The sequence below is a fragment of the Mesorhizobium salmacidum (SeqCode) genome (assembly GCF_037179605.1).
GTDB lineage: Bacteria > Pseudomonadota > Alphaproteobacteria > Rhizobiales > Rhizobiaceae > Mesorhizobium > Mesorhizobium salmacidum.
Genome location: NZ_JAPYKS010000019.1, coordinates 43,536 through 64,935, shown reverse-complemented (window position 1 = coordinate 64,935; position 21,400 = coordinate 43,536). Strand labels below are relative to the sequence as shown.

The following is a 21,400-nucleotide window of genomic DNA, read 5'->3' as shown; positions in this document are numbered from 1 at the left end:
TTTCGGGGTTTGGGAGCCGCGCCTTTGCGGCGTTTGGCGGATTTCGGGCGCAGCTATGGCGTGATCGCCGCCCATCGTCTCATGTTGAAGGCGATGGTGGCGAGCATGATCTGGGCCGTTGCCTTGACGAGGCCGACATAGCGGATGCGGGTGAGACGCATGCGGTTCTTGAGCGTGGCGAATGTGGTTTCCACCGCCGCCCTGCGCCGCGCGATCAAGCGGTTGTAGAGCTTGAGGCGGGGCGGCAGTTCGGGATGGTGTTTGTTGGGCCGGCGGGCGAGCCGGGCCTTGATGCCGCGCGCCTTGAGCCGCGCCTGGCGGGCGTGGGTGTGGTAGGCTGCATCCGCCCATACCACCTTCTCGTCGCCGACGATCAGGCCGTCGGCTGGCTCGGTGTCGTTGACGTTGGCCGGCGTCGTGATCACAGTCCTGATCAGGCCCGAACCCTCGTCCACGCCGACATGGGCCTTGTAGCCGAAGGTGAAGCCGCCCTTCTTCCTGGCCCCGCCAAAAGCAGCGTCCGGATCGAGCGAGGCCCGCTTGCCGGAGCTCGGCGCCGAGGCCGCCTCGATCAGGGTCGCGTCCAGCATCGCGCCGCGCTTCAGCATCACGCCGGCTTTCTCCAACTGCCGGTCGAGTTCGCCAAACAGCCTGTCCAGAAGTCCCTTCTCGATCAAAAGATTGCGGAAGCGGTTGAGCACCGTGTGGTCGGGCACCGTCTCGTCGAGGGCGAGCCCCACGAAGCGGCGGAACGACAGCCGGTCGGCGAGCGCTTCCTCCAACTCGCGGTCCGACAGCCCGTAAAGCGACTGCAAGAGTAGGGCCTTGAAGAGAACCAGCGCTGGCCAGCCGGGATGGCCCGGACCACCATGATTGAGCCCGCCAAGCAGCTTCTCGAAACGGTACCACTTCACCAGCGACTCGATCCGATCCAGGATTCCCGACGAGCCAACCGCCTTGTTCCCAAGGAACGCCTCGACAAAGCTCATCTGTCCCGTCCGCTTCACCGCCATCGCAAATCCCTCCGAGCAATAATCGAAGTGAAATCACAATGCCAGAATTGCGCAACAGGCCCCTTGCGGGAGAAGGTGGCCTCGCGAAGCGAGGTCGGATGAGGGGTGTTCCAGGGAACGCCAACGTCTCACTTCGCTGGAACACCCCTCAACCGTCTCGGCGCTACGCGCCGATCCACCTTGTCCCACAAGGGGAGAAGGAGTCACCAAGGCCGAGCCACGGGAGTTCTATTCCATGACCACCTTCCTCTTCGATGGCGACGACACCGCTCCCGTCACCATCCTGCTTGCGCATGGCGCCGGCGCCTCGATGGATTCGCCCTCGATGACCGCCACTGCCAAGGCATTCGCCGCCGTGGGCTTCCAGGTCGCGCGCTTTGAATTCCACTACATGGCGGCCCGCCGTTATGGCCAGCGCAAGCCGCCGCCGCGCGCCGAGACGGTGAACCCGGAATACATCAAGGCGATCGCCGACCTCAGGGGCAAGGGCGTGACCGGCAAGCTCATCATCGGCGGCAAGTCGATGGGCGGGCGCGTCGCCTCCATGGTCGCCGACGAGATGTTTTCCAAGGGCGAGATATCGGGGCTGGTCTGCCTGGGCTATCCCTTCCATCCGCCTGGCAAGCCCGAGCAATTGCGGACAAAACATCTCGCGGGGCTGAAGACGCCGACGCTGATTTTTCAAGGGACGCGCGACGAGTTCGGCACGAAGGAAGAGGTCGCGACCTACGGCCTTTCCGATGCGATCGAAGTGATCTGGCTGGAGGACGGCGACCATGATCTCAAGCCGCGCAAGAGCATTTCGGGCTTCTCCACGGCGGATCATCTGACGACGCTGGCGCAGACGGTGAAGGCGTGGGTGGGCAGGATCGCCCCCTGATTCCCGATGAAGATCGCCAGCTTCAACATCAACAACATCAACAGCCGGCTGGACAAGCTGCTGGCGTGGCTCGCCACCGCAAAACCCGATGTCGTCTGCCTGCAGGAATTGAAGGCGCGCGACACGCAGTTTCCGCGTACCGCGCTTGCCGATGCCGGCTATGGTGCGGTGTGGAAGGGCGAGCCGACCTGGAACGGCGTCGCCATACTCGCGCGCGGTGCCGAGCCGGTGCTGACCCGCGATGCCTTGCCCGGCGACGATGCCGACCGGCAGAGCCGCTATATCGAGGCGGCGGTGAACGGCATCGTTATCGCCTGTCTCTATGCGCCGAACGGCAATCCGCAGCCGGGGCCAAAATTCACCTACAAGCTCGCCTGGCACGCGCGGCTGGAGGCGCATGCCGAACAGCTTCTCGAAACCGATCTGCCTGTGGTGCTGGCCGGCGACTACAACATCGTGCCCGAGCCGCGCGACATCTACGCCACCCGCTCCTATGACGACAACGCGCTGGTGCAGCCGCAAAGCCGCGCTGCCTTCGCCGCGCTGCTGGAACAAGGCTGGACCGATGCGTTACGGAAGAAATATCCGAAGGAGACGCTCTACACCTTCTGGGATTATCGCCGGAACCGCTGGGAGCGTGACGCCGGCCTGCGGCTCGATCATATCCTGCTGTCGAAGGCGCTCGTGCGCCGGCTGAAGGGAGCGGGCATAGACCGCGACGTGCGCGGGCAGGACGGCGCCAGCGATCACGCGCCGGTCTGGGTGGAACTGGGGTGAGCAGAAACTTTAAGCTTTTAGAGGCTAGGAATCGCGAATAGCAACGGCAACAATCATATACGATGGCGAAATCCGACTTGTGGCATCATTTCAAGATGCGAGTGTTGATCGCACTGCCCATTGTCATAGGGGGTACGATTCTCAGGCGATATAATTTTCGCGCTTTTGAGTTATTTATGTTCGGCGGCTCCGTGGTCTTGACGCTATTTGCCTGCTGGCTGGTCTACAGTCTCTGGCCAACCAAGGCACAGCGCCTGAACGAGAATAAGGGTGCCGCCTACGCAGGAGTAGTTGCGGCCGGCTTGATACTATCGCTCTGTCTCTGCGGCACCTACATCTTGCTGCCGGTCGTAACCGGTTAGCCATCTGCGACGCCCACCGGTGAGCCAGGCTCTTCGGCCAGGCTGCCCATCTCTCCCTAGCCCAGCGGATACCGCGCCCGCGTCCTTGTCGTCACTCCTGACGGTCGCACGCGACCCTTTTCCGCAAGTCATCTCTCGCGCTAAGCTGGCGGCCCAGCGGGCTGGCAGCAAAGCCGTGGCATCCAGGCGCTTGCCATGGTCGACGCGGACGGGGGGCGCATTGTCGGGGTGTGCTCGGCGCCCGCGCCAACCAGGGCGGCTCGTACCGCCGCAACAACATCATCGCACATCGCCTATATGTCCGAAACTTCCGCGAAAGCGGAATAGGCAGGGGCTGCAAGGCCCTGCATTCTAGCCGGGCACAATCGGCCAATCATCAGGCGGCATTGCGGGCATGGCGATGACGCGTGATGGCAAAGGGCCGGCGCCTCTGGACCGACCGGCGCGCGTTGCCTGCGCGTCGCGGATCGAACCATCCGGTTTCCGTTGTAGGACCAAGGTCTTGGGTGGTGCGCGCAAAAGTCCGAGGGGCCCTGTTCGGTTCCGGCAATGTCCATTGGATGTTCCGCTATTTCATCCAATCGAGATATAATCATGCGGCTTTGCAGCGGGGTTGAGAAGGGGCAAAAGCCTGGTCGAACGGCCATGAACTGGTGACCCGTCCGGCAGGGAAGGCAAGCGCAAAATTCCAACGAGAGCAGTTGCTAGTCAGCCTGCCCGACCGAAAGCTGGCAGTCGATCGTCTGTTTCGGGAGCGGAAAACTCGGCCCGCTCCACGCAGGCAGGCGCGCTTGGGCTTGCCGTCAGCCCAGCCACCACCACAATGCCGCGATCGCCGCCGCGATGGCAGCCACCGTCAGTCCCAGCATGATGTAGGAGCCCGTGATGATGTCGCGGATGATCTTCTTGATCGTTTCGCGGTCGTTCAGGTTTGGGAAGGGTTCGTTCGGCTGCGCCACGTCGAGAAAATGGCAGAGCGGGGCCCAGCCCTCACTGACCTTGAACACCAGCAGCTTTTCCGGCGGCACGGCTGCCTTGACTTCGTCGACATAGGCATTGTAGCGGGCAACCGCCCTATCCCGGTCGCCCATGACACCGGCCAATGTGCGGCCCCAGATGAGCTTGCGCGACATGTCGCCGAACTTCCGGCCGAACGGGGTGAGCCATTCCAGGATCTTGAACTGCCACAGGTTCTCGGTGAAGTAGATGGTGTCGATCGTGCTTTCGTACCACGCCTCGGCACCGCGTGGGTGCAATGTCAGCAGCACCTTGGCATCGGGGTAGGCCACCATCAGTTCGCGCCACACGCAGCAGCCTGGATTGTCGACCGTGGCGGTGTAATTGGCGAACACCTTGCCCCAGTCCTGCTGCGAACCGGGCGGGCTGTTGGCCACCTTGCGCCAGAAATCGAGATGGCCTGTGTTGGCCTTGTTCATGATCACTTCCTGCATGTGATAGCAGGGCAGGCCGAGCTTGTTCAACGCGGCAAAGGTCGACCATGTGCCGGTGCGGCCGAAACCGGCCCCGATCAATTTAAGCGTCATTCCCCAATCCCCCCGGACTTCTTTTCCCGATTACCGCAGTCCGTGAGCACCAAACTGCTCCTGCCAGCGCCACCGTGCAACAAATTTCTAAGGGGATGTCGAGCTGGACACCGCGTACTTGCGTAGTTGCTAAAATAATGAAAACCTGTGCGCGGATGCGGAGATTTGGGCAGGGAGTCGCCCGGACCGGGACGGGTTGGGCGATCTTGAAGGTCGATGTATTTTGGGCCATTTCTCGTCGGAATGTCGGCGACCACGATCCTTGTCGCGGTCTGGACCTATATTGCTACCGGTTCCTTGTGGGAGGCGCTTGCCTGGACAGCGGTGGTCCTGGTCGTCCTGCAGGTCGGCTACTTCGTGCTCGTCCTGGGGCTGATCCACAGGCGCGCACAAGACACCGCGATGGGCCAGGATGCAGTTGACCCGGTGCCGCCGTTACACCGGGACGGCGTCCGGCATTAACGGCGCCACCCGCGGCTCGCTATCCCTCAGCCCCCGGGAGAATCTCTCAGGGCCTTGCTGGCCAGAGTATTCAGCATCGCGCGGAATTCGCCCGGGGCGCACTTCCGGTAAATCGCGGCGGCCACGGTGGAACGAAGCCGCGGTGGGTGCGTTTTCCTACCTCGATCGGTGAGGCGCCACCTCCACCGGTCCGTTGGAGGCCCGCTCCTGCTCCCGGCAGGGCGGGCCTTTTTTGGAGACGAGGTAAAGTACGGGAACGACACCCCTCGCTATACGTTAGATAGCCCTAGAAAGAGGCGTCAGTTCTTGCCTTTGCAAGCCGATATGCCTTGATTGTCCCGCAATCCAGAAGAAGTTTTATTAGACCTGCAAAGCATGCTAGTGTTGATATCTTCACTTATATTTGTAACAAAATGTGGCATATTGTTGGTTAAGCGCCTCATTTATTTCACAAGCAGATATGGAACCTCCGACTTGCGTGAGAGTTTCCCATCAGGCGGAGCGAATAGCCAATCATGGAGGTTGTCATGAAACATTATCTTACGAGTGCTGCGGCTGCGATCGTCCTGCTGGGCGGCGCCGGCGCGGCTCTGGCGGACACCATCGTGGTCCAGCCGGAACAGGAGACGGTCGTTCGCGAATATATCAAGAGGGAGCCGCTGGCGTCGGTGAACCTTCTGGGCGTCGAACTCAAGCTCGGCTCCTCGGTACCGGACAAGGTCGAACTGCGTGAAGTACCCAACGTCAGGTATCGCGTCGCGGTGATCAATGATCAGACCGTGCTGGTGGATCCCGACACCCGTCAGATCGTGGAAGTTCTTCACTGATCCGTCTCACGCATCAAGCAAAAAGCCCATCACCGGTTTAACGCCGGTGATGGGTTTTTGACGGAGCTTTCCTGAATCTACTCGGCGGCGAGCCTGTCCTGCGTCCTGGTGTCGAAGTCGCTGGCGTCATGGCGTTCGTGCAGCTGCATGGCCGGTTCGCCGAAGGCGCGGTTGACCATGCGGCCACGCTTTACCGCAGGTCGTTCGTCGATCGCCTTCGCCCAGCGCTGCACGTTTTTATACTCGTGCACCGACAGGAAGGTGGCGGAATCATTATACTGCCGGCCGAGCGCCAGCCCGCCATACCAGGGCCAGACCGCCATGTCGGCGATGGTGTAATCCTTGCCGCCAAGATATTCCGTTTCGGCCAGACGGCGGTCGAGAACGTCCATCTGGCGCTTCACCTCCATCGAGAAGCGGTCGATGGCATATTCGATCTTTTCCGGTGCATAGGCGTAGAAATGGCCAAAGCCGCCGCCGAGATAAGGGGCCGAGCCCATCTGCCAGAACAGCCAGGATAGCACTTCCGCCCGCGCCGGCTGCTCGGCCGGCAGGAATTCGCCGAATTTCTCGGCGAGATAGACCAGGATCGAGCCGGATTCGAAGACGCGCACCGGGGACTTGCCGCTGTGGTCCATCAGCGCCGGGATCTTGGAATTGGGGTTGACCTCGACAAAGCCGCTGCCAAACTGGTCGCCATCGTTGATGCGGATCAGCCATGCATCGTATTCGGCGCCCTTGTGGCCAAGCGCCAGGAGCTCTTCGAGCATCACCGTCACCTTGACGCCGTTTGGCGTCGCCAGCGAATAAAGCTGCAGCGGGTGCTTGCCGACCGGCAGTTCCTTGTCGTGCGTCGGTCCGGCGATCGGCCGGTTGATACTGGCAAAGGCGCCACCATTGCCCTTGTTCCAGGTCCATACTTTCGGCGGGGTATATTCGGTCATGTCGGCTCTCGTATCGTGGGAGGATGGCAGGTCACCCATAGCTAGGGCTGCGGAGAGGGAAGTTCAACTTGTGTTGAACTATTGTCAATGCGGGGCGCGACGCATCGCCTGCCGGGCGTTCGAAATTCGAAAAGCCGAGCAGTTGGCTTTTCCTGCCCTATGGCCACCGTCTCACCCCCCTTGCAGCATCTCCCCCGTGGCATACCTATAGAAGAAGCCGCCAGGCATTCGCATCGCAGGACAAAATCATGACCATCAATCCCAATCCGCGTTCCGTCGTTGCCGTGCGGGCGACCGTTCCGGAGGATGCCTTCACGGCCGGGGCACTGGGCACGCTCAGGGAAGGCAGCGGCGTCGTCATCCGCAGTGACGGGCTGGTGCTGACCATCGGCTATCTCATCACAGAGGCGGAGGAGGTCTGGCTGACCTCGCATGACGGCCGCGTCATCCCCGCTCACGCGCTCGCCTACGACCAGGAATCGGGCTTCGGCCTCGTTCAGGCGCTGGCGCCGACCGGTCTGCCGGCCGTGGCGCTGGGTGATGCCGGTAAGGCCAGGATCGGCGACGCGGTGGTGCTTGCCGACGGCATCGGCCGGGCGGTCGAGGCCAAGATCGTCACCAAGCAGGAATTCGCCGGCTATTGGGAGTATCTGCTCGACGAAGCGATCTTCATCGCGCCGGCGCATCCGTCCTGGGGCGGCGCGCCATTGTTCAACGCCGAGGGCGCGCTGCTCGGCATCGGTTCGCTGCGCTTGCAGATGAGCCGCGCCGGCGAGGTTGCCGATATCAACATGGTGGTTCCGATCGACCTGTTGCCGCCGATCCTCGACGACCTGCTGACGCGTGGCCACGTGGCCAAGCCGCCGCGCCCGTGGCTCGGCGCGCTGTCGGCCGAAAGCGACGGCAAGGTGGTGGTGATGAGCGTGACCGAGGGCGGCCCGGCGGCCAAAGCCGGCCTGCGCGAAGGCGACGTCATTTCCGAGGTCCGCGACGGTGCGGTCGACGGGCTCGCCGATTTCTATCGCAAGCTTTGGGAAAGCGGCTCGGCCGGTGCCGAGATCCCGATGCGGGTGGTGCGCGACGGCCGCGAGACCTGGCTGCGCGTCAAATCCGCCGACCGCGGCAGTTTCCTGAAAAAGCCGCAGCTGCAGTAGGCCCGGCGATTTCGGCCAGCCCATGCATCCAAGACTGCTCAAGACCTTCCTCGCGGTGGCGCGCAGCCGCAACATCACGCGCGCCGCCGAGATGGTTCATCTCGCCCAGTCGAGCGTCAGCGACCAGGTCCAGTCGCTGGAGGCCGAGCTGGGCGCTGTCTTGTTCACGCGCTCGAAATCAGGGCTGGAGCTGACGCCGGCGGGGCTGGCGCTGAGGCCCATCGCCGAAGAGCTGCTGCGGCTGGACGGCGAGGCGCGTGCCGCCGTTCAGGCGGCGTCTGGCCAGACCAGCGGCGTTCTGACCATCGGTGCGCTGGAGACGATCGCCTCGGCCCGCCTGGCGCCCTGGCTGCCGGGGTTCCAGGCCAGCCACCCCGACATCGCCGTCCGGATGAAGGTGACCGACAGCGGCACGCTGCTGCGCCAGCTGGAGGACGGCGACATCGATGTCGCCTTCTGCTTCAATCGCCGCGATGTTCCAAATGGCGGCGCCGATCAACGCTTCGCCAGGCAGACGATAGCGGCCGAGCCGCTGGTGCTGATCGCCGCGCCGGGGCAGAACCTGGTTCCGTGCGATCTGGCCGCCCTTGCCGCAAAACGTTTCGTGGCAACGGAGCCTGGATGCATCTACCGGCACATGTTCGACACCGCCTTCGCCGAGGCGGGCATCGGAGCCTCGGGATTTGCCGCCGAAGTCGGCAGCATCGGCGCCATTGCCCGGCTGGTCGCGGCCGGCGCGGGGCTGGGCCTCGTTCCACGTCTGGCCGTCAGCGACGCGGTTCAGCGTGGTGAGCTGATCGAACTGCCATGGCCTGGCCGAGCGCAAGTGGCGCCGCTGACGATGATCTGGCGGCGCCGGCGCGTCCAGCCGCCGGCACTCCGGCACCTGCTTGCCGCCGCGCGCGACACACTGGCGCCGCCGCACTCCGGAACCGGCTCAGGATCTGAATCGGCGAACCGCTCCAAGGCTTTGTTTCCAAACAATTCCGGGAAAGCCGTCGTCAGCTAGGCCAAGCGATGCCCGCCCTCGACATGCAGCGTCGTGCCAGTCGTAAAACCATTGCCCATGAGGAAGAAAATCGCGTCGGCGATGTCGTCGGGCTGGCCGATCCTGCCGACCGGCAGCCGCTCGGCCATCGCCGCAAGTGTCTCTGCTTTCCTGTCGCCGGCCACCTGCGCCCAAATCTCGGTATCGACCCAGCCGGGCGAGACGGCGTTGACGCGGATCGGCGCGAGTTCCACCGCCAGCGCCCGCACCATCCCTTCGAGCGCGGCATTGACGGCGGCAACGACCGAGCCGCGCGCGGCCGGCCGGTAGGCGGCGATGCCGGAAACGAAGGTCATCGAGCCGGCCACTGCCAGCCGTGGCGCGCCGTGCTTGGCGAGCAGCAGCGGGCCGAAGATCTTGCTGTCGACCACGCGTTGCGCCGCCGCGAGATCGAGCTCCGGCAGCAGCCGGTAGGCGCCGTCGATGTCGGCGGCGGTGCTGACGATATGATCGAGGCCGCCGATCCCGGCGAACAACGCCGCGACCTGATCTTCCCGCGTGATGTCGACAGTGGTTGTTTCGAGGGCGGCGCTATTGCCCAGCGCCTCACAGGCCTGCCGCAGCCTGTCTTCGCCGCGCCCGGCGATGATGACTTCGGCCCCGGCTTCGAGGCAGCGCCTTGCAAGCGCCAGGCCCATGCCGGATCCTCCGCCGACGATCAGGATCTTTTGGTTCGAAATGCTCATATCCGCTCTGCCTTCGTTTGGTTGGACAAGGGCAGGGAATTGGCAGCTCGATGCGGAAAGCGAAAACGGAAGAAACCGATGGTGTCATCGGACGGGCCGATTATGCCAGCCCATATGAGCCTCGTCCCGTCAGCGTACCAGAGGGCTATCCCAAACGACGAACAACAGCGCCTTTAACTGGGCGAAGCGCTGCGGTCCGAGTTCGGTGCGCCACTCCGCCTCGATGTCGCGCAATATGTCGACCATTTTCCAGAAAGCGGCGTGGCCGCGCTCGGTGGAGCGCACCACGCGCGCGCTGCCTTCACCGTCGGAGCGGACGAGATAGCCGTAGCCTTCCAGACTGCTGAGCAACTGGTTGATGGCTTGCTTGCTCATGCCGGCCCGCTCGGCGATCGTGCCGGGCCGCGCCCCGTCCGGGCCGGGAAACTGCAGCACGGCCATGTGCGGCAGGCGCAATTCGTCGAAACCCGCGTCGTTGAGCTCCTTGATCAGCCGGCGCTGGATCGCCTGCGCCGGCACGCGCAACAGGGCGCCGATCAAAAGGTCCTCGGTCTTGGTCTGCAGAACTTCGGTGGACGTGGCCATTGACGATCCGGTAAATTGAGTTTACTGATTGCTAGTAAATGTAATTTACCGGAGGGGTTTGCGCAATGTCATCCATGAATCTTCAGGTCAATCCAGCCGAAGAGGCCATCGGCGACAAGATGCTATCGATTCGCTTCCTGGTGACGGGCGACAGTTCGAACGGCAGCGTCGCCGCCTTCGAGTTGAAAGTGGCTGGCGGATCGCGGCTGCTGGCGCCGGCGCACAGCCACGATCATTATGAAGAGACGATCTACGGCGTTGACGGGGTGCTGACCTGGACCGTAGACGGCAAGGCGCTCGATGTCGGAGCGGGAGAGGCGCTATGCATTCCACGCGGCGCCGTCCACCGGTTCGACAACAAGGGCGTCAACGACGCGACGGTACTGTGTATCGTGACCCCGGCGGCGATCGGTCCGGACTATTTCCGCGAGATTTTCGCAATATTCCATGCCGCCGCCGGCGGCCCGCCGGACAAGGCCAGCATGATGGAGATCATGCGTCGCCACGGGCTGACGCCGGCGGCACCGACACCGGCGTAGAACACGAGCGCTGGGCTGCGGCGGCTCTATTCCCGCTCCGCACTCGCAAACACCACCAGATTGCCATCGGGATCGCGCATGCGCATGATCCAGGAACGGCCGGCCTTCTCGATCGGGCCGGGTTCGAGGCCCGCATCCACCAGTCTCTGCCGTTCTGGCGCCAGGGGCAGCACGCCGAGCGTCAGCGTCGAGGTGCCGGCTTTTTCCTTGTCCTCGAAGAGCTGCACCTCGGCGCTTTCCGTGAACTGCCATTCGGCAAGGCCAGGCATCGGCCGGCGCAGCGGCGGCTTGCCGAACAGTTTTCCATACCAGTCGATGCTGGGCTCGAGGTCGGAGCAGCTGACATGGGCGAAAACGGTCTGCACGGCCATCGCGATCCTCCATGGCGGTTGCACTCTTGTCGGACCGCGGCCATGGATGGTGTGTTCCGTTGCCCGGCAGCAGCGTGCCCCACTGCTGACGAAAATTGGCAGTGAAACATGCCATCATGATGCGGGGAATCGCACGATGCCGGAGGCAGGATGAGGGCGACGCCAGCGACAACGACACTGATCGGGCAGGTGCACTGATGGCACCCGTCAAGGTCGACCCCGACAAGGTGCGGGAATTTCCCGACGCGACGAGCTTTTACGCCTGGCTCGGCGAACACCACGCCACGGAAACCGAAGTGTGGATCAAGGTGCATAAGGTGGGGTCGGGACTGAAGTCGATCACACCGAAGGAGGCCATCGATGTCGTGCTGTGCTTCGGCTGGATCGATGCCGTGCGCAAGGGGCTGGACGAGAACAGTTTCCTGCAGCGCTACACGCCGCGCGGCAAAAAAAGCATCTGGAGCAAGATCAACGTCGACAATGTGGCGCGCCTTGTCGAGGAGGGCCGCATGACCGGGCATGGGCTGAGAGAGGTCGAGGCGGCCAAGGCCGACGGGCGCTGGGCGCGCGCCTATGGCAGCGGCAAGGAGATGAAAATCCCCGACGATCTGCAGGCGGCGATCGACGCCGAGCCGGCGGCGAAGGCGATGCTGGAAAGGCTCAGCGCGCAGAACCGCTTCGCGCTCGCCTTCCGCACCCACAACATGAAGACCGAGGCTGGCCGCAAGAAGAAGATCGAAGCCTTCGTCGCGATGCTGAAGCGCGGCGAGACGATCCATCCACAGGGGAAGAAGTAGGCCCTTCAGGCGCCCGAATGCGGGTCGATGCCGTAGGGATGGACGGGGTAGCCGGGTCCGATGGCATCGCATACGCGGTTGGTCCATGCTGCGAACCCCGGATAGTCCGCGAGCGAAAAGCCGCAATCCCCGGCGCGGTGGCTGTAGGCATAGACGGCGATGTCGGCGATGGTGAGGTCGCTGCCGGCGAGAAACGGTGCCTCGCCAAGGCTGCGGTTCAGGGCGGCAAGCGTACGGGCTCCGGCTTCGCGCTTGCCGGCAACCATGGCCTGGTTACGGTCGAGCCGTCCGGTCAGGGTCCAGAAGCGCAGCGAGCCGATGACGGGCTCGACGTTATATTGTTCGAAGAACAGCCACTGCATGACCTTGGCACGCCGGTAGCGGTCCGACGGCAGGAAGGGCGTGCCCTCGGCAAGGTAGGTGAGGATCGCATTGGATTCGGCGATGGCGCTGCCGTCCTCGAGTTGAAGGACCGGGACCGCGCCTGCCGGGTTGAGCGCCAGGAAGGCGTCGGTATGGCTCTCGCCCTCGAAAATCGAGACGGGGTGCGTGACGTGAGGGATATTCAGCAGCCCTAGCAGGACCCGGATCTTCCAGCCGTTCTGCGACGGCAGATAATCGTGAAGCGTGAGCATGACCGGTCCTCTTGATGGGTGAACGATCGCATATAGCTGCGCCCGCCGACACCCGATTCCCGCGCAACCAACTCACGCGCGTCATCGCATGATGACTGCTATCTCCTCCCTCTAATAAAACAGGTCCACCCGTGCCATTTTGCCCCGAGATGACCGACAAAGAGGCTTCCCATGAACACCCACAAAGTCGCCCTCGTCACCGGCGCAAATCGCGGCATCGGGCTTGAAACCGGGCGGCAACTCGCGGCGCTCGGCTTCACCGTTCTGCTCGGCGTGCGCGATCTCGCCAAGGGCGAGGCGGCGGCGAAAGGGCTTGATGGCCATGTCGAGGCCATCGCGCTCGATGTCGCCGCGCCCGACGCGGCGGCGAGAGCAGCCGACGACGTGCGGCGCCGGTTCGGCCGGCTCGACGTGCTGATCAACAACGCCGCCATCCACTACGACACCGGCTCGCGCGCCCTGCAGGCCGACTGGACTGTCATCCGCGAGGCGTTCGAGACCAATGTCTTCGGCGCCTGGCGGGTGGCCGCCGCCTTCGCGCCGCTGCTCGGGGCGGGCGGCCATGGCAGGCTAGTCAACGTCTCCTCCGAAGGCGGTTCTCTGGCCTCGATGGGCGCGGGCGCGCCAGCCTATTCGACCTCGAAGGCGACGCTCAATGCACTGACCCGCGTGCTGGCGGCCGAACTGCGCGGCTCGGGCGTGCTGGTCAACGCGATCTGCCCGGGCTGGGTCGCCACAGACATGGGCGGGCCGGGCGGGCGCCCGGTGGCGCAAGGGGCGGCGGGCATCGTGTGGGCCGCGACCTTGCCCGACGACGGCCCGACCGGCGGCTTTTTTCGCGATGGCAAGAGGCTGCCGTGGTGACGGCGAGACGCGGGCAGGTTCGGCGGCGCCCGGCATTGCGTAACGGCGTTCAGCATCTGAATCGGGAAATTGTGCCAAACGATTGTTTTCGCATCAATCTCGCCGGACATCCCTGCATCACCCCCTCCATGGCGGGTGGACGAAGGCCGGCATGGCGGCTATTTTTTCGAGCCCGCGACCAGATCGCGCGGCGCAATCGGTCGCCGGGAGTTGTTGCCGTTGAGAAGGATTGCTTCGTGGACGATGGCGCTGATCCTCGTTGCCGTCGCCGCGTGCGTCGGGGCTGGCGCCGCCGTCGCCCAGACACAAACGTCTGCCGAGCTGCCTTTGCCGTCGGACGTGTCGTCGAAGGACATATCGGTCGGGGTAAAGGCCGCGCCGCCCGTCGCCTTCAAGCTGCAGGACGGCACCTGGTCGGGATTGAGCATCGACCTCTGGCAGAAGATGGCCGGGCGGCTCAACCTTCGCTTCCACTATGTCGAAGTGCCTGGCGTGCAGGACCAGATCGACGGCGTCGCCGGCGGCAAATTCGACGTGGCGATGGCCGCGATCACCGTCACGGCAGACCGCGAAAAGGCCGTCGATTTCACGCAGCCCTTTTTCACGACCGGGCTCGGCATCGCTACACCGCTCAACAGCCAGCGGTCATGGCGGCCGATCTTGCACGCGCTGACCTCGTTCGGCTTCCTGCAGGCCGTGCTGGCACTGATCGTCATCTCGGTCGTGGTCGGCGTCCTGATCTGGATGTTCGAACGCCGCCACAATGAGGATTTCGGCGGCGGCGTCGCCAAGGGCCTGTTTTCAAGCATGTGGTGGTCGACGATTGCCGCGACCCAGGCCAGCACCGGCGATTTCGGTCCGCGAACCGTGCCGGGGCGTGTGCTGGCCGCGCTGTGGATGATGGGATCGATCATCGCCATCGCGGTGTTCACCGCCGGCGTCACATCGGTGCTGACCGTGACGCAGATGGAAGGCATGGTGCAGGGCGAAAGCGACCTCGCCACGGTCCGGGTCGGCGCCGTGCAGAATTCCTCGACCGCGTCCTACCTGGATTCCACCCATATCCGCCATCGGGACTTTGCCACCGTCCAGCAGGGCCTGGACACGCTGCGCGCCGGCAAGATCGATGCGCTGGTCCACGACAAGCCGCTGCTTGGCTGGCTGGTCGGACAGAACTACGGCGCGAGCCTGCGGGTCCTCGACGCGACCTTCGACCAGCAGCAATATGCCATCGCCCTGCCGCTCGGCAGTAGGCTTCGCAAGCCTCTTGATGTCGCCCTGCTGCAAACCATGGAAAGCGACTGGTGGAAACAGGCGGTCTTCCAGTATCTGGGCGAGAAATAGGCTATCGGCATGAGAGCGGGGACGGACAGCTCGCGGCATTGCGCGCAAGAAAAAGCCGCCCGCTTCAGGACGGGTCTTCGGGTGATGGCTGTCGTCACTGATCGAGGTCGACCGGGGTCACCCCGAGGAGCTTCAGGGCGTTGGCGTAGATCCGGATGCCTTGCGCCTGCTTGCTCCCGGCGCAGAACCGGTTCGCCTTGTCCTGCAGTGCCGTTACCTCGGCGATCTGGCTCGCACTGGCACCCGGTTTGGCCTTGGCCTGGATGGCCCCGTCGAGTTGAAGGCCGAGCCGGCTGCAATATTCGGTCCGGGTGACCGCCGCCTCCGCGTCCGACTGTACGACCGCAAGCGTGGCGAGCGAAATGCCTGTCAGGGCACCCATCCATCCGGCCGAACGTCGTTGCATTGCAGGCACTATCCCTTGGCGTGTCCGGCCGCCGCTGCCCGGCTGCCACGGGATGGTTATCGCAGACGATCTTTTCGCCAGTTTTTCCCGGATGTTGAATCTTGTTTCTGGAGTGTGTCTGGGGCCGGGTTCACACTTCGTCGGCGTCGAACAGCAGCATCGTCAGATCGTCGTCGCCCGGGGCCAATATCCGCCGGTCGGCGGCGCAGGCAACGCCGACTTCGCTGGCGAACGCGGCGCGGATGTCGTCGAGGCTGTCGAAATACAATGTCCCCACAAGGTAAGGCATCTCGCCCGCCGAGAGTTTGACGATGGGCCGCCTGCTGACATCGTAGCGCCGCAGGCCGGGAAGCTTCTTGGCGAGCGGTATATGAACATCGAAATAGTGCCGGTCGAACGCGGCCGGATCGGCCGGGGTTTTGTAGATCACAAGCATCTTGGCCATTGCCCGTATTCCTGTCCTGTTGATGTCGATGGTCAAGCCGTGCAGGCCGCCAAACCGAAGTCGTTCGACATTGGCGGATTTCGACCGCCGGTCGATTTTTATGTGCGCGGGCCGGGAGCTCGGGCTATGCGACAGCCGATTTCCCGACTTGAGGAGACCGGCGCCTCGCGCTCCCGCGGGCATCTGCGGCGCTTCTGCCTCTTCCCCCGGCACCGTCATTCGCGTAAGGGCGCGGGAAAATTCCAACTCCGCATCGATACCCCCGGAACATCATGATCAGACTTGAAAACATCGGCAAGCAGAACGGCCGTCAGCTTGTCTTCATCGAGGCGTCGGCCTCCCTGCAGAGGGGCGAGAAGACCGGCCTCGTCGGCCCCAACGGTGCCGGCAAGACGACGCTGTTTCGCATGATCACCGGGCAGGAACTGCCCGATGAGGGCCAGGTTCAGGTCGATCGCGGCGTCACCATCGGCTATTTCAGCCAGGATGTCGGCGACATGGCGGGCCACAGCGCGGTGGCCGAAGTGATGAACGGCGCCGGACCGGTCAGCGACGTGGCGGCCGAGATGGCGGAACTCGAGGCGGCCATGGCCGATCCCGACCAGGCCGACCGGATGGACGAGATCATCGAACAATATGGCGAGGCGCAGCACCGCTTCGAGGAACTCGACGGCTATGCGCTGGACGGACGCGCGCGGGAGGTCCTCGATGGTCTCGGATTTTCGCAAGAGATGATGGACGGCGATGTCGGCAAGCTGTCGGGCGGCTGGAAGATGCGCGTAGCGCTGGCTCGCATCCTGCTGATGCGCCCCGATGTCATGCTGCTCGACGAACCGTCGAACCATCTCGACCTCGAAAGCCTGATCTGGCTTGAGCAGTTCCTGAAGGGCTATGACGGCGCGCTGCTGATGACCTCGCACGACCGCGAGTTCATGAACCGCATCGTCAACAAGATCGTCGAGATCGATGCGGGATCGCTCACCGCCTATTCCGGCAATTATGAATTCTACCAGCAACAGCGGGCGATCGCCGACAAGCAGCAGCAGGCGCAGTTCGAGCGCCAGCAGGCGATGCTGGCCAAGGAAATCGCCTTCATCGAGCGTTTCAAGGCGCGCGCCTCGCACGCAGCCCAGGTGCAGAGCCGGGTGAAGAAGCTCGACAAGATCGACCGCGTCGAGCCGCCCAAGCGCCGTCAGGTGGTGAATTTCGAGTTCCAGCCGGCGCCGCGCTGCGGCGAGGACGTCGTCACCTTGAAGAACGTGCACAAGGCCTATGGCAGCCGCACCATCTATGAAGGGCTCGACTTCCAGGTCCGCCGCCGCGAGCGCTGGTGCATCATGGGCGTCAACGGCGCGGGTAAGTCGACGCTCCTGAAGCTGGTGGCCGGCGCCTCCGATCCCGATACAGGCACGGTGGCGCGGGGCCCGAGCGTGAAAATGGGCTATTTCGCCCAGCACGCCATGGAGTTGCTGGAAGGCGAGCGCACCGTGTTCCAGACGCTGGAAGACAATTTCCCGCAGGCCGGCCAGGCGCCGCTTCGGGCGCTCGCCGGCTGCTTCGGCTTTTCCGGTGACGAGATCGAGAAGAAATGCCGGGTGCTGTCGGGCGGCGAGAAGGCGCGGCTGGTGATGGCGCTGATGCTGTTCGACCCGCCCAACCTCTTGGTGCTGGACGAGCCGACCAACCACCTCGACATCACCACCAAGCAGATGCTGATCGAGGCGCTGTCGCAATATGAAGGCACGATGCTGTTCGTCTCGCACGACCGGCATTTCCTGGCAGCGCTGTCGAACCGCGTTCTCGAATTGACGCCGGAAGGCATCCACACCTATGGCGGCGGCTATACGGAATATGTCGAGCGCACGGGACAGGAAGCGCCGGGGCTAAGGAGCTGAACGGGTAGGGGTCGCCGTTCTCCGAGCGGAGACCTAAAGCAGGCCGTGTTTCCTGAATTCGGCCTGCTCGTCCCCGCTGATCCAGCCGAACACCTTCAGCTTCCCGTCACGCCTCTCGAGGAGATAGCTGACCTCGAAATCAATGGTGATGAGCGCCGCCTTCTTGTTCTGGTACTCCCCGGCCCATTGCACCTTTGCCACGCAGTGGTTTTGATCGAACGGCGTCACGGATACGTCCCTGCACATCATCTTCCCGGCCCCCATTGCCCTGTAGCCCTCGAAGCCCTTCTTCATGATTTCGATCAGTTGCTTGCCGTTTTCGCCGGCCATTACCCCGCCAGGGGTGACTGAGATGAAAGCGGACGAATAGATGTCGGCGACATCCTTCAAACCGGCATCCGACAAGAGCGCGTCATTGTAGAATTTCGCATAGGCCTCGAAGAATTTCGCGACCTCGGCTTTGACGATCATCGTCTTCCTCTCCCCTGAACGGGACGGGAAACCGCTTCACACTTCTCCGGGAACCGCTCCGAGGGGTGACGCGCCTACCTCAGCGCGATGCTCATGCCGCTGAGATCCGCGTTCACTTGCAGGCCCACCTGTCTGCCCGTGAGTTGGAGCTGGGCGCCCTTGTCGTTGGTCATCACGATCACCTGTGCGCCTCTGCCGAGCGCGCCGCCGCCGCCGGCCGCGCCGTATACGCCAGTCACGTCCCGGGCGCGCCTGATGTGGCGCACGGTGCCCTGGAAATAGGTCTTGGAGACGCCGAAGGCGAGGCCGCCCGAAACCCCGCCGATCGAGATCGGATATTTCCGGCCATGGAAGGTCAGCGTGCCCTCGCCACCGGAGCCGCCGACGAAGAAGGCCGCCTTGTAGACGGAGAAGCGGATCGTGCCGCTGTCGGCATGCGCGGCGCTGGCAAGGCTGACGCCTACCGTGGCGATGGCGGCTACGGCGATTGAACGAAATCCGGAGGAAATAGTCATGATGGGAGCTCCTGAAGGGTGGCTGCCTTGCTCGCCGGCAAGAATGTCGGCATCGCATCAACTTACAACTGAACAGTCTCGCCCATCATTTGTTCCAGGCGGCGGTCTGAATCTGGCGGCGGGAAGGCCGCCACGAAAAGAGCCAGGCTCTCTGGTCGCGGCGGTCTTCTTGTGGGATGGAGACGTCGGTGTACGCTCCACGGCGGTTGGCAAAGGGGTTGGGGATGAGAATTGCGACGGGGCTTGCAATGTCCGCATTGGCCGCGACAATGGCTGGATGCGCGACGTCTCCGGTCGACTATGGAGCCTCGCTTTCGCAGCAGGACCAGAAGTGGGCGACGCCGCGATGCCAGCAAGCCCGGGCGGCGGCTTCGGACTACGCGGTCCGCGAAAAACAGCACCCGGGTTGGGAATTCGTCGCACTTGGTCCCTACGGGTTGGGGATCATAGCGGCGACCAAGGAGCACGAGCAGAAGCAACGAAAGCTGCTCGCCCGCGACGTGCATCTGCAATGTTCGAGCCTACCCCTGCCAAAGGCATTGCAAGGTGATTTGAGCCCTGCCAGTCCGGCGAAATATCCATAGCCGCGAACCGGTGCGGATGCGACCCTCGACGAAACCCGTTACACGCTTTTCCCTGGAGTTGCTCTAACGCAGCAATCCGTCCGCCTCGAATGTGTCCCAACCTTCGAGCTTTGGCGCATCGTCCTTTCCCGCATTTCTGGTCTTGCGGGCGTTGCCCGTCCGCTTGCCTGCTCGCGTCAGTGCGGCCTTGCCGGCCCCGCGCCGTCTGTTCTCGGACACTTCCAGCGCATCCTCCTCCCGCCAGGCGGTCGCCAGGTCGCGATCGAGAACGTCCTCGATGTGGCGTGGATCGAAGACGTGGAAGGTCACGGCCTTGGATCGCCCGCGCATCTTCACGGTACGCGTGCCGATGCTTTTCAGGCGACCATCCCTGAGCCATTTGTGCCGCTCTCGGGAGGAGATGGTGAGGATGTCCTCTGCCTCTCGCGGAAGCACGGGCAGTGCCTCGATTCCCTCCAGCGTCCTGGAGATGGTTGCCGAGGCGGTCTTGAACGCATCCGCGTCGGTTCGCATCATGCGCAAGACGACGCGGCCCGTCTCGGCCTTGGCAAATTTCCGCACCGTCCACGGCAGGCGGGCCCGAACTTCGCGTTCGATCCCCTTCAGGCGCAAGGAAGATCCAAGCGTCGCCGCTGGCGGCAGCAGCCATTCGGCGACCATTGACGCGGTGCCCGTGCCTTGCTCGGCCGTGCGATCAGGGGCGGTGGCAATTTTCGCCGCGATGCCGCTCAGGATCTTCCGAATGGAGCCGCGCTTCTTGTCCGCCATGTTTCGTTTTCGCTCATCGAGTGCTTTCGTGGAAGCGTTCGCACAGCGGACAACCGAAATCAGGGTCGAACAGTTCCCTAGGCATGCGCAGGCGGAGGACTATTGACTTCATCTGGGCAACCCTCCATGCAAGCGGCCCTGGACAGGTGGTCCAACGAACCGCAGGGTGGTTCCAATATTGCGTCACGGATTTCGCAAGGAGCGCTTGCCCACAACGACAGGTCAGATCGTTGCGAAATTGAAATTCCCGAGGCGCTGACCACAGCTCTCTTCGTCCCACCGACGCCTGATCGACCGTTGGAATTGCACTTGGTCCGAATCGGCGGGCGATCCTATTACCCTCAAGGCCGTGATGGCATGTGTTGGGCGAGGGCGCCCTGGACTGGGCCGCCGTCGATAAGCAAGAAGTCCGGTGCCGCTTTTGGCAAACACATCATCCGGTGTTCCAGCATATTGTGCTGGCGAATAAGCTTGAGACAAGGCGGTTCCGAACAACAATGGCTAGGCGGTTTGCGTTTCTCCTGGTGCGCGACTTCACGCTGTCGCCGCTGTCGCTGTTCATCGACACGCTGCGGCTGGCGGGCGATGAGGGCGATCGCAGCCGCAGGATAGAGTTCGACTGGGAGATCGTCGGCGAACGCGGTCTGCCGATCCGGGCAAGTTGCGGCGTCGAACTGCTGCCGACCGGGGGGATCGGCAATCCCGAGGATTTCGATAATGTCGTCGTGGTCGGCGGCCTGCTCGACACCAACCGCAGCCTGAGTTCCGAAAAGGAGGCCTTCCTGTTGCGGGCCGCAGGGAAGGGCGTGCCGCTGACGGCGCTCTGCACGGGCAGCTTCGTGCTGGCGCGCTACGGCCTGCTCGATGGCTATAGCGCCGCCGTCAGCTGGTTCCACATCAAGGATTTCCGCAGCCGGTTCCCGGAGGTCAACGCCCATGCCGACAGCCTGTTTACCGTCGACCGTGGCCGCTCGACATGCGCGGGCGGCACGGGTGCCGCCGACCTTGCAGGCCATTTCGTGTCCCAGTTCATCGGCCAGAAGGCGGCGGAAAAGGCCGCCAAGATCCTGGTGCTCGACCGGATCAGAAGCAGCAGGGATGTGCAGCCCGTCGGCGACCTGTTTCCGGAGGCGTCGAGCCGGGCGGTGAAGCGCGCTTTGCTGTTGATGGAGAGCAATCTCCAGGAGACGCTGTCGGTCGCCGAGATCGCGACCCGCCTGAACTGCTCGCGGCGCCAGCTCGAACGGCTCTTCGGGTTGGAATTGGGCATCGGCCCGATGGCGGCATATCTCGCGTTACGAGTGCAGCATGCGAAGTCGCTGCTCGAAGGCAGCGACCTGCAGATCGGCGAAATCGCCTACCGCTGCGGCTTTACCAATGCCGGCCATTTCAGCCGCGTGTTCCGCCAGCAGACCGGCACCACGCCAACCTATCTCAGGCATCCCAACCGCAGGCCCGGCGGCGCGACGATACAATGAAGTCCG

The 21,400-nt window shown here is 63.6% G+C and carries 24 protein-coding genes; 12 read left to right on the top strand and 12 right to left on the bottom strand.

The window, feature by feature from the left end; translation table 11 throughout:
• Positions 1-53 precede the first annotated feature (53 nt).
• Complete coding sequence (locus O7A60_RS23625) at positions 54-1,013, bottom strand: IS5 family transposase (protein ID WP_337108227.1); 960 nt, start codon at positions 1,011-1,013, stop codon at positions 54-56.
• 235 nt (positions 1,014-1,248) lie between these two features.
• Between O7A60_RS23625 and O7A60_RS23620 the strand changes: the two genes are divergently transcribed.
• Both O7A60_RS23620 and xth read left to right on the top strand, forming a co-directional pair.
• The gene (locus tag O7A60_RS23620) at positions 1,249-1,893 is read left to right on the top strand and encodes an alpha/beta hydrolase family protein (RefSeq protein WP_337108226.1); all 645 of its coding nucleotides are present in this window, start codon (positions 1,249-1,251) and stop codon (positions 1,891-1,893) included.
• Positions 1,894-1,899: 6 nt separating this feature from the next.
• The gene (gene xth / locus O7A60_RS23615; protein ID WP_337108225.1) at positions 1,900-2,670 is read left to right on the top strand and encodes an exodeoxyribonuclease III; all 771 of its coding nucleotides are present in this window, start codon (positions 1,900-1,902) and stop codon (positions 2,668-2,670) included.
• Between the two features lie 1,165 nt (positions 2,671-3,835).
• Here the strand turns inward: xth and O7A60_RS23610 are convergent.
• Entirely contained in the window at positions 3,836-4,576 is a 741-nt protein-coding gene (locus O7A60_RS23610; protein WP_337108224.1) for a sulfotransferase family protein, read from the bottom strand.
• Positions 4,577-4,792: 216 nt separating this feature from the next.
• Between O7A60_RS23610 and O7A60_RS23605 the strand changes: the two genes are divergently transcribed.
• Both O7A60_RS23605 and O7A60_RS23600 read left to right on the top strand, forming a co-directional pair.
• Complete coding sequence (locus O7A60_RS23605; protein ID WP_337108223.1) at positions 4,793-5,038, top strand: exopolysaccharide production repressor protein; 246 nt, start codon at positions 4,793-4,795, stop codon at positions 5,036-5,038.
• A 527-nt stretch (positions 5,039-5,565) separates the two neighbouring features.
• Entirely contained in the window at positions 5,566-5,865 is a 300-nt protein-coding gene (locus O7A60_RS23600) for a DUF1236 domain-containing protein (protein WP_027144231.1), read from the top strand.
• Between the two features lie 77 nt (positions 5,866-5,942).
• Here the strand turns inward: O7A60_RS23600 and yghU are convergent, their stop codons facing one another.
• Positions 5,943-6,809 (bottom strand): glutathione-dependent disulfide-bond oxidoreductase, encoded by an 867-nt coding sequence (gene yghU / locus O7A60_RS23595; RefSeq protein ID WP_337108222.1) that lies wholly within the window; start codon positions 6,807-6,809, stop codon positions 5,943-5,945.
• 248 nt (positions 6,810-7,057) lie between these two features.
• Between yghU and O7A60_RS23590 the strand changes: the two genes are divergently transcribed.
• On the top strand, positions 7,058-7,963 hold the full coding sequence (locus tag O7A60_RS23590; protein ID WP_337108221.1) for a S1C family serine protease: 906 nt from the start codon (positions 7,058-7,060) through the stop codon (positions 7,961-7,963).
• A 22-nt stretch (positions 7,964-7,985) separates the two neighbouring features.
• A complete protein-coding gene (locus tag O7A60_RS23585) occupies positions 7,986-8,972 on the top strand; it encodes a LysR family transcriptional regulator (RefSeq protein WP_337108220.1) in 987 nt (328 codons plus the stop codon).
• On the opposite strand, the gene O7A60_RS23580 is transcribed toward O7A60_RS23585, so the two are convergent.
• Both O7A60_RS23580 and O7A60_RS23575 read right to left on the bottom strand, forming a co-directional pair.
• On the bottom strand, positions 8,969-9,697 hold the full coding sequence (locus tag O7A60_RS23580; RefSeq protein WP_337108219.1) for an SDR family oxidoreductase: 729 nt from the start codon (positions 9,695-9,697) through the stop codon (positions 8,969-8,971). The genes O7A60_RS23585 and O7A60_RS23580 overlap by 4 nt on opposite strands.
• A gap of 129 nt (positions 9,698-9,826) precedes the next feature.
• Positions 9,827-10,282 carry a MarR family winged helix-turn-helix transcriptional regulator gene (locus O7A60_RS23575; protein WP_337108218.1) on the bottom strand — a complete coding sequence of 152 codons (456 nt, stop codon included), beginning with the start codon at positions 10,280-10,282 and terminating at the stop codon, positions 9,827-9,829.
• Between the two features lie 65 nt (positions 10,283-10,347).
• Between O7A60_RS23575 and O7A60_RS23570 the strand changes: the two genes are divergently transcribed.
• Positions 10,348-10,821: a cupin domain-containing protein gene (locus O7A60_RS23570; protein ID WP_337108217.1), complete on the top strand. Its 474-nt coding sequence runs from the start codon at positions 10,348-10,350 to the stop codon at positions 10,819-10,821.
• 26 nt (positions 10,822-10,847) lie between these two features.
• Here the strand turns inward: O7A60_RS23570 and O7A60_RS23565 are convergent, their stop codons facing one another.
• Positions 10,848-11,192 carry a VOC family protein gene (locus O7A60_RS23565; protein ID WP_140713916.1) on the bottom strand — a complete coding sequence of 115 codons (345 nt, stop codon included), beginning with the start codon at positions 11,190-11,192 and terminating at the stop codon, positions 10,848-10,850.
• A 197-nt stretch (positions 11,193-11,389) separates the two neighbouring features.
• Here O7A60_RS23565 and O7A60_RS23560 point away from each other — a divergent pair, with 197 nt between their 5' ends.
• Positions 11,390-11,989: a YdeI/OmpD-associated family protein gene (locus O7A60_RS23560; RefSeq protein ID WP_337108216.1), complete on the top strand. Its 600-nt coding sequence runs from the start codon at positions 11,390-11,392 to the stop codon at positions 11,987-11,989.
• Positions 11,990-11,994: 5 nt separating this feature from the next.
• Here O7A60_RS23560 and O7A60_RS23555 read toward each other — a convergent pair whose 3' ends face one another.
• Positions 11,995-12,624 (bottom strand): glutathione S-transferase family protein, encoded by a 630-nt coding sequence (locus O7A60_RS23555; protein WP_337108215.1) that lies wholly within the window; start codon positions 12,622-12,624, stop codon positions 11,995-11,997.
• 171 nt (positions 12,625-12,795) lie between these two features.
• Here O7A60_RS23555 and O7A60_RS23550 point away from each other — a divergent pair, with 171 nt between their 5' ends.
• Together O7A60_RS23550 and O7A60_RS23545 are read left to right on the top strand one after the other, a co-directional pair.
• Positions 12,796-13,488, top strand: coding sequence for an SDR family NAD(P)-dependent oxidoreductase (locus O7A60_RS23550; protein ID WP_337108214.1), 693 nt, complete (start codon positions 12,796-12,798; stop codon positions 13,486-13,488).
• Between the two features lie 219 nt (positions 13,489-13,707).
• Positions 13,708-14,832: a transporter substrate-binding domain-containing protein gene (locus O7A60_RS23545; protein ID WP_337108213.1), complete on the top strand. Its 1,125-nt coding sequence runs from the start codon at positions 13,708-13,710 to the stop codon at positions 14,830-14,832.
• 94 nt (positions 14,833-14,926) lie between these two features.
• Here the strand turns inward: O7A60_RS23545 and O7A60_RS23540 are convergent, their stop codons facing one another.
• Together O7A60_RS23540 and O7A60_RS23535 are read right to left on the bottom strand one after the other, a co-directional pair.
• The gene (locus tag O7A60_RS23540) at positions 14,927-15,238 is read right to left on the bottom strand and encodes a hypothetical protein (RefSeq protein WP_337108212.1); all 312 of its coding nucleotides are present in this window, start codon (positions 15,236-15,238) and stop codon (positions 14,927-14,929) included.
• Positions 15,239-15,368: 130 nt separating this feature from the next.
• The gene (locus O7A60_RS23535; protein ID WP_015316871.1) at positions 15,369-15,683 is read right to left on the bottom strand and encodes an EthD family reductase; all 315 of its coding nucleotides are present in this window, start codon (positions 15,681-15,683) and stop codon (positions 15,369-15,371) included.
• Positions 15,684-15,955: 272 nt separating this feature from the next.
• Between O7A60_RS23535 and O7A60_RS23530 the strand changes: the two genes are divergently transcribed.
• Positions 15,956-17,578 carry an ABC-F family ATP-binding cassette domain-containing protein gene (locus O7A60_RS23530; RefSeq protein ID WP_337108211.1) on the top strand — a complete coding sequence of 541 codons (1,623 nt, stop codon included), beginning with the start codon at positions 15,956-15,958 and terminating at the stop codon, positions 17,576-17,578.
• A gap of 33 nt (positions 17,579-17,611) precedes the next feature.
• On the opposite strand, the gene O7A60_RS23525 is transcribed toward O7A60_RS23530, so the two are convergent.
• The 3 genes from O7A60_RS23525 to O7A60_RS23510 all read right to left on the bottom strand — a co-directional run bounded on the left by O7A60_RS23525 (position 17,612) and on the right by O7A60_RS23510 (position 19,916).
• Entirely contained in the window at positions 17,612-18,049 is a 438-nt protein-coding gene (locus O7A60_RS23525; RefSeq protein ID WP_337108210.1) for a nuclear transport factor 2 family protein, read from the bottom strand.
• A 74-nt stretch (positions 18,050-18,123) separates the two neighbouring features.
• Positions 18,124-18,564: a lipid-binding SYLF domain-containing protein gene (locus tag O7A60_RS23520; RefSeq protein ID WP_027144247.1), complete on the bottom strand. Its 441-nt coding sequence runs from the start codon at positions 18,562-18,564 to the stop codon at positions 18,124-18,126.
• A gap of 647 nt (positions 18,565-19,211) precedes the next feature.
• On the bottom strand, positions 19,212-19,916 hold the full coding sequence (locus O7A60_RS23510; RefSeq protein WP_140771349.1) for a hypothetical protein: 705 nt from the start codon (positions 19,914-19,916) through the stop codon (positions 19,212-19,214).
• Positions 19,917-20,413: 497 nt separating this feature from the next.
• Here O7A60_RS23510 and O7A60_RS23505 point away from each other — a divergent pair, with 497 nt between their 5' ends.
• Positions 20,414-21,394 carry a GlxA family transcriptional regulator gene (locus tag O7A60_RS23505; RefSeq protein WP_337108208.1) on the top strand — a complete coding sequence of 327 codons (981 nt, stop codon included), beginning with the start codon at positions 20,414-20,416 and terminating at the stop codon, positions 21,392-21,394.
• Positions 21,395-21,400: the final 6 nt, after the last annotated feature.

Bases quoted from the DNA above. Each gene is read 5' to 3' on its own strand.
- O7A60_RS23625 (WP_337108227.1), bottom strand. From the start codon at position 1,013: ATGGCGGTGAAGCGGACGGGACAGATGAGCTTTGTCGAGGCGTTCCTT.
- O7A60_RS23620 (WP_337108226.1), top strand. From the start codon at position 1,249: ATGACCACCTTCCTCTTCGATGGCGACGACACCGCTCCCGTCACCATC.
- xth (WP_337108225.1), top strand. From the start codon at position 1,900: ATGAAGATCGCCAGCTTCAACATCAACAACATCAACAGCCGGCTGGAC.
- O7A60_RS23610 (WP_337108224.1), bottom strand. From the start codon at position 4,576: ATGACGCTTAAATTGATCGGGGCCGGTTTCGGCCGCACCGGCACATGG.
- O7A60_RS23605 (WP_337108223.1), top strand. From the start codon at position 4,793: ATGTATTTTGGGCCATTTCTCGTCGGAATGTCGGCGACCACGATCCTT.
- O7A60_RS23600 (WP_027144231.1), top strand. From the start codon at position 5,566: ATGAAACATTATCTTACGAGTGCTGCGGCTGCGATCGTCCTGCTGGGC.
- yghU (WP_337108222.1), bottom strand. From the start codon at position 6,809: ATGACCGAATATACCCCGCCGAAAGTATGGACCTGGAACAAGGGCAAT.
- O7A60_RS23590 (WP_337108221.1), top strand. From the start codon at position 7,058: ATGACCATCAATCCCAATCCGCGTTCCGTCGTTGCCGTGCGGGCGACC.
- O7A60_RS23585 (WP_337108220.1), top strand. From the start codon at position 7,986: ATGCATCCAAGACTGCTCAAGACCTTCCTCGCGGTGGCGCGCAGCCGC.
- O7A60_RS23580 (WP_337108219.1), bottom strand. From the start codon at position 9,697: ATGAGCATTTCGAACCAAAAGATCCTGATCGTCGGCGGAGGATCCGGC.
- O7A60_RS23575 (WP_337108218.1), bottom strand. From the start codon at position 10,282: ATGGCCACGTCCACCGAAGTTCTGCAGACCAAGACCGAGGACCTTTTG.
- O7A60_RS23570 (WP_337108217.1), top strand. From the start codon at position 10,348: ATGTCATCCATGAATCTTCAGGTCAATCCAGCCGAAGAGGCCATCGGC.
- O7A60_RS23565 (WP_140713916.1), bottom strand. From the start codon at position 11,192: ATGGCCGTGCAGACCGTTTTCGCCCATGTCAGCTGCTCCGACCTCGAG.
- O7A60_RS23560 (WP_337108216.1), top strand. From the start codon at position 11,390: ATGGCACCCGTCAAGGTCGACCCCGACAAGGTGCGGGAATTTCCCGAC.
- O7A60_RS23555 (WP_337108215.1), bottom strand. From the start codon at position 12,624: ATGCTCACGCTTCACGATTATCTGCCGTCGCAGAACGGCTGGAAGATC.
- O7A60_RS23550 (WP_337108214.1), top strand. From the start codon at position 12,796: ATGAACACCCACAAAGTCGCCCTCGTCACCGGCGCAAATCGCGGCATC.
- O7A60_RS23540 (WP_337108212.1), bottom strand. From the start codon at position 15,238: ATGCAACGACGTTCGGCCGGATGGATGGGTGCCCTGACAGGCATTTCG.
- O7A60_RS23535 (WP_015316871.1), bottom strand. From the start codon at position 15,683: ATGGCCAAGATGCTTGTGATCTACAAAACCCCGGCCGATCCGGCCGCG.
- O7A60_RS23530 (WP_337108211.1), top strand. From the start codon at position 15,956: ATGATCAGACTTGAAAACATCGGCAAGCAGAACGGCCGTCAGCTTGTC.
- O7A60_RS23525 (WP_337108210.1), bottom strand. From the start codon at position 18,049: ATGATCGTCAAAGCCGAGGTCGCGAAATTCTTCGAGGCCTATGCGAAA.
- O7A60_RS23520 (WP_027144247.1), bottom strand. From the start codon at position 18,564: ATGACTATTTCCTCCGGATTTCGTTCAATCGCCGTAGCCGCCATCGCC.
- O7A60_RS23510 (WP_140771349.1), bottom strand. From the start codon at position 19,916: ATGGCGGACAAGAAGCGCGGCTCCATTCGGAAGATCCTGAGCGGCATC.
- O7A60_RS23505 (WP_337108208.1), top strand. From the start codon at position 20,414: ATGGCTAGGCGGTTTGCGTTTCTCCTGGTGCGCGACTTCACGCTGTCG.